At 48.8% G+C, this 5,119-nt stretch carries 5 protein-coding genes; all 5 read left to right on the top strand.

Features of this window, described 5'->3' with window-relative positions; translation table 11 throughout:
• Positions 1 to 715: N-acetylmuramic acid 6-phosphate etherase (locus VN105_RS08835; protein ID WP_325639963.1), on the top strand; the 715-nt coding region annotated here is incomplete at its 5' end.
• A complete protein-coding gene (locus VN105_RS08830) occupies positions 712 to 2,643 on the top strand; it encodes a hypothetical protein (RefSeq protein ID WP_325639961.1) in 1,932 nt (643 codons plus the stop codon). The genes VN105_RS08835 and VN105_RS08830, both read left to right, overlap by 4 nt.
• A 1-nt stretch (position 2,644) precedes the next feature.
• Positions 2,645 to 3,925: a sugar MFS transporter gene (locus VN105_RS08825; RefSeq protein WP_325639959.1), complete on the top strand. Its 1,281-nt coding sequence runs from the start codon at positions 2,645 to 2,647 to the stop codon at positions 3,923 to 3,925.
• Between the two features lie 24 nt (positions 3,926 to 3,949).
• Positions 3,950 to 4,795: an N-acetylglucosamine kinase gene (locus tag VN105_RS08820; RefSeq protein WP_325639957.1), complete on the top strand. Its 846-nt coding sequence runs from the start codon at positions 3,950 to 3,952 to the stop codon at positions 4,793 to 4,795.
• A gap of 41 nt (positions 4,796 to 4,836) precedes the next feature.
• Positions 4,837 to 5,119 (top strand): hypothetical protein (locus VN105_RS08815; RefSeq protein WP_325639955.1); only part of this gene is annotated, 283 nt, incomplete at its 3' end.

Genomic DNA, 5,119 nt, shown 5'->3' with positions numbered 1-5,119 from the left:
AAAAGCGCTGCCACAGCTGAACCCGTTGATCCATGCTGTAGTGAACAAGCTGCGGAAGGGCGGAAAGTTGTTCTATCTTGGAGCTGGAAGCGGTGGCCGTTTGTCGGTGCTGGATGTAATTGAAATGCCTACCACCTATGGTGTGCCGAAGGGATTACTTAATGCAGTACTGGCGGGTGGTACAGATCATCTGGTAGAAGCGCTGGAAGAAAAGGAAGATGATACAGAAGAAGGATGGCGGCAATTACAGGAACTGCACATTAGCAAAGATGATATTGCGATCGGTATTTCTGCAAGCGGCACTACACCTTTCGTGCTGGAAGGTTTAAAGGAATGCCGGGCGCATGGTATTACCACCGGCTGCATTGTAAGCAATCCCGGTTCTCCCATTGCAGCTGAAGCTGATTTCCCGGTGGAGGTGATCACCGGGCCGGAGTTTGTTTCCGGCAGCACCCGTATGAAATGTGGTACTGCGCAAAAAATGATCTTTGATATCATCAGCACCACCACCATGATACAGCTTGGCAGAGTGGAAGACAACCGCATGGTGAACGTGGCGCTGATCAATAATAAGATCATTGACAGGGCAGTGAAAATGCTGATGTCAAAAGCCCGTATACAGGATTATGAAGCGGCCAAAAAGCTGCTGATCGCTCATGGCAGCGTCAGGAAAGCACTGGATCATCTTTCAGAAAGAAATACAGAGAACATATGAAAATGTGTTTGATTACAGGTGCGGCGTTGCTTTTAAGCGCGCCGGCCGCCTTTGCACAAAATGGGTACATGACCGGCACCGCAACTGTACACATTGATCCGGATACCAGCGCAGTATATTCCGCTGCCCTGGCAGGTTATGGCGTACCAAGGGAAGGGCGTTTCAGTCTTACCTGGCAACCGGTGCAACCTGCAGATATTACCGCCATCACGGCGGCAAACGGCAGGTTGTTTGCCACTAATTTGCATGGCGACTGGATGACAGGTATTCCTGCGGCAGATACTTTTCAATGGAAAGCTGCCGGCAAAGCCCCGGTGCTGAAGGCGCTTACCGCAATGAACGGAAAATTCTATGCGGTGGATACCGCCAATGAAATGCTGGAGGGCATGCCGCACAGCAACCACATTAATTGGAAAAAACGAACGGGCCCTGGTTTTGTAACAGCCATTACGCAACTGCATGGTAAATTGTACGCGTCTGTAGAAAACGTGCTGATGGAAGGAACGGTTGCCGCGGGAAAAATCACCTGGCAGCCGTCGGGCGCGGCGCCCCGTTTCATCAGTATGACCAGCAACGGCCGTGAGCTATATGGTGTGAACAGCGGCGATAGCCTGTGGACGGGCGTTCCTGGCCGGGGGGAAGCAGCATGGCGGGAAATTGGCCGGAAGAATGATGTAACATACACAATCGCTGTGAGGCAATTGCTTGTTCATGATCATACTTTGTATGCAGTGGATGCCCGGAATCTGTTGTATAAAGGCAGTCATAAAACGATGAATAACCTCACCACCCGGGCCCTGGCCATTCGCAGGAATAATAAAACGGTGGTGATAGTGGGCATAGACGTGTGTGGTTTCAACGCATCACTTGGCACAGCCGTGAAAGAAGCGATCTTTAAAAGCAGGAATATACCACCATCTGCTATCCTGCTCAATGCATCGCATACCCATTTTGCGCCGGTTACCCAAACGTGGATCACCTGGGGTGATTTCTATCATTTCCCCGATAGCAATTACCTGCGCAATGTAGTGAAGGCGGGTATTATCCGTGCCATTGAAACAGCGGTCGATAATTTATCACCTTCCCGGCTCTATTTTACGAGAGGAACCACGGCGATAGGGCGTAACCGCAGGGCGGAAGCCAATGCGGCCAAACCGTACGATAATGTGGTGGATGTATTAAAGATCACCGATACGCAGAACAGGCTGAAGAGCGTATTGTTCCTGACCGGCTGTCATCCTGTATTTAAAAATGCAGAGGAAGAATCATTTACCCTCAGCGCCAACTATCCATCCGTTGCGCGACAGCTGGTAGAGCAACGCACGGGAACAGACAATGCCGTTTTCATACAGGGCTGCGGCGGAGATATCAATCCCCGTAGCAGCGATCACCGGCAAACAGGAACCGAGCTGGCAACAGACGTGCTGCATGTACTGGATTCCGGCATGCAACGCATAGAAGGAGATATCAGCTTTTCATTGGATACCGTGAACATTCCTGTACAGCCGTGGAGTGCAGACAGTATATCGCGGTTTAAAGAGGCGAATGAAGGAAAAACCGGGGATGTTGAAGCAGAGAAGAATGTGCGCTGGGCTAACCTGATGTTGCAACGGTACAGAAATAATGCTGTGGAAAATATATTACCGGAATATGTGCAAACGATCAATATCGGGAACTGGAAGTTAGTAGGTATTTCGCGGGAAGCTGTTACCGAGTATGGTAAAGGAATCCGCGGCATATGGCCGGATAAGCTCGTATCCGTAGCCGGATATTGCAACGACGTGCCCAGCTATTTGCCGGTAGCATGGCATATCCGCGCAGGAGTATACGAAGGGTTTGGATCCTTCTTCTGGTACGGTCAGCCGGGGCTTCCTCCGCTGGATATTTATGAACGGATCATTGAAGCCATCAGGCAGAAAAACAGGTAGTATGGAAGGGAACTATTCAAAAGCGGCCAGCCCCGGTAAGGCCATCATTATTATCGGGATATTATTTTTTATATTCGGCTTTGTAACATGGCTGGGATCTGTATTGATCCCTTACCTGCGGATAGCCTGTGAGCTGACCAACCTTGAAGCTTACCTGGTCACCTTTGCCTTTTATATTTCATACCTGGTGATGGCGCTGCCGGCGGCAGGCATATTGAAATTTACAGGTTTTAAAAAGGGGATGGCAGCAGGTTTGCTGATCATGGCAGCAGGAACGCTTATGTTCATACCTGCTGCCCTGAGCAGGACTTACGGGCTTTTCCTGGCAGGACTATTTGTGCAGGGCACTGGTCTTTCTATACTGCAAACCGCTTCCAATCCCTATATCACCATCCTGGGGCCAAGGGAAAGCGCGGCAAAGCGGATCAGCATCATGGGGATCTGTAATGGTGTGGCAGGTATTATTGCTCCAATTGTATTAGGCATGGTGGTGCTGCAGGATGCAGATGCATTACAGGGCAGCATTGCCGCTATGGGCCCGGAGGTCCGCCAGGCGGCGCTGGATGCGCTGGCGCATAAAGTAATAATGCCTTATAGTGTGATGGCGGTAGTATTGATATTGCTGGCCATCACTATTTATTTTTCATCCCTGCCGGAAGTGGATACCGGGGAAGAAGACAGTGCCGGCGGGGAGCCCGCAACTGTGAAGAACAGTATCTTCCAGTTTTCCCATTTGTTGCTGGGGGTAGTAGCGTTATTCCTTTATGTGGGTGTGGAAGTAGTGGCCGGGGATACGATCATCAGCTATGGTGCTTCGATGGGTATTGTATTGTCTACCGCGAAGTTCTTCACCAGTTTTACATTGAGTGGTATGCTGCTGGGCTATATGATCGGGATCATCTGCATTCCCAGGTATATCAGCCAGCGGCAGGCGTTGATCGTTTCTTCCTTTTTAGGTATTGCCTTTGCCATTGCAGCATTGTTCCTGCAAAGTGTGGTGTCGGTATTCTTTATTGCCATGCTGGGTGTCGCCAATTCCCTGATGTGGCCTTCCATCTGGCCGCTGGCTATTCATGGATTAGGCAAATTCACAAGGATAGGCTCCTCCATGTTGGTAATGGCCATTGGCGGCGGAGCGGTTATACCTTTGTTGTACGGGCATTTTGCTGATGCCTGGAGTCCAAGACAGGCCTACTGGATATTAGTTCCCTGTTATTTATTCATTGCCTTTTATGCATTGAGGGGATACAGGGCAGGCATGCCTGCAAGGGGAAAAGCCTGATATTTTTTACGTTAAAAAATTTGTATGAAATTAATTGCAGATGGTGGGTCCACAAAAGCCAGTTGGTGTTTGATTGGCCCGGGAAAGGAGCCGTTATATTTCAGTACGGAAGGGTATAATCCCTATTATGTGGATAGTCAGTATATCCGGCAATCGCTGCATAAAGCGTTGCCCGCGGAGGTGTTGCGTGCCGCAGTAACAGAAGTGAATTTTTATGGCGCAGGCTGCGAGCCTTCCACAGAAAAGGTGATTACGCAGGCGCTCAGCGCGTTGTTTGAGAATGCTGTGGTTTCAGTAGGCAGCGACCTGCTGGCAGCTGCCAGGGCGTTATTAGGCAACAAGCCTGGTTTCGCAGCCATTCTCGGAACAGGTACCAACACCTGTTTATATGACGGGGCGCAGATCACGCATTCTATTGATCCGCTGGGATATATGTTGGGAGATGAAGGCAGTGGCAGCTACATCGGAAAGAAGTTACTGATCGCCTATTGCCGTGAATACCTTCCATTGCCGCTCAGGCGGCAGTTCCTGGCTGTTTATGGATTAACAAAGGAACAAATCATGGAACGCGTATACAAAGACCCTATGGCAAACCGTTTCTGCGCCGGGTTTACTAAATTTGTAAAGCAGCATCTCGACGATGAATTTATATATCAGTTAGCCACGGATGCATTCCACGATTTCTTCCGTTCCCTGGTTTGCCATTACCCGGACTATGCCGGTTATACGCTTAACTGCGCTGGTTCCATTGCTTTTCATTTTGAAGATATACTGAAGGAAACGGCCGCTCATTATGGCATGGCCACCGGCAGGATTATACAGGATCCGATACGGGGGCTGGCGTATTATGGAGAAAAAATTCCGGGTTAATAAGGGCAATATGGCCCGATATTGCCAGCTAACAATTGACAATGTTTAAAATGAATTTATCAGATAACATATTAAACCTGGGTTTAAAATTATCAATGGAATTTGGTAAAAACTGGCTATTGCCGGTAAGTGAAAGGCTTTCAAAATTAAACCCTGAATTAACACAAAAACAGCTAACAGACTGCAATGAAATTTGTAAAAGGGTAAACGAATCGGCGCATCGGGTGGTTTATAATAATCCGGTAAAAAACGGAGCGGGTATTCAATTTATAGATTTTGGAAGTTTTAAAGATAATATACTTCGGCAATATCATTGGGTGAGTG

Source organism: Chitinophaga sp., assembly GCF_035564935.1.
Lineage (GTDB): Bacteria > Bacteroidota > Bacteroidia > Chitinophagales > Chitinophagaceae > Chitinophaga.
This window is presented reverse-complemented; position numbering and strand designations above follow the sequence as displayed.

Coding starts and splice junctions, on each gene's coding strand:
- VN105_RS08820 (WP_325639957.1), top strand. CDS start 3,950: ATGAAATTAATTGCAGATGGTGGGTCCACAAAAGCCAGTTGGTGTTTG.
- VN105_RS08830 (WP_325639961.1), top strand. CDS start 712: ATGAAAATGTGTTTGATTACAGGTGCGGCGTTGCTTTTAAGCGCGCCG.
- VN105_RS08825 (WP_325639959.1), top strand. CDS start 2,645: ATGGAAGGGAACTATTCAAAAGCGGCCAGCCCCGGTAAGGCCATCATT.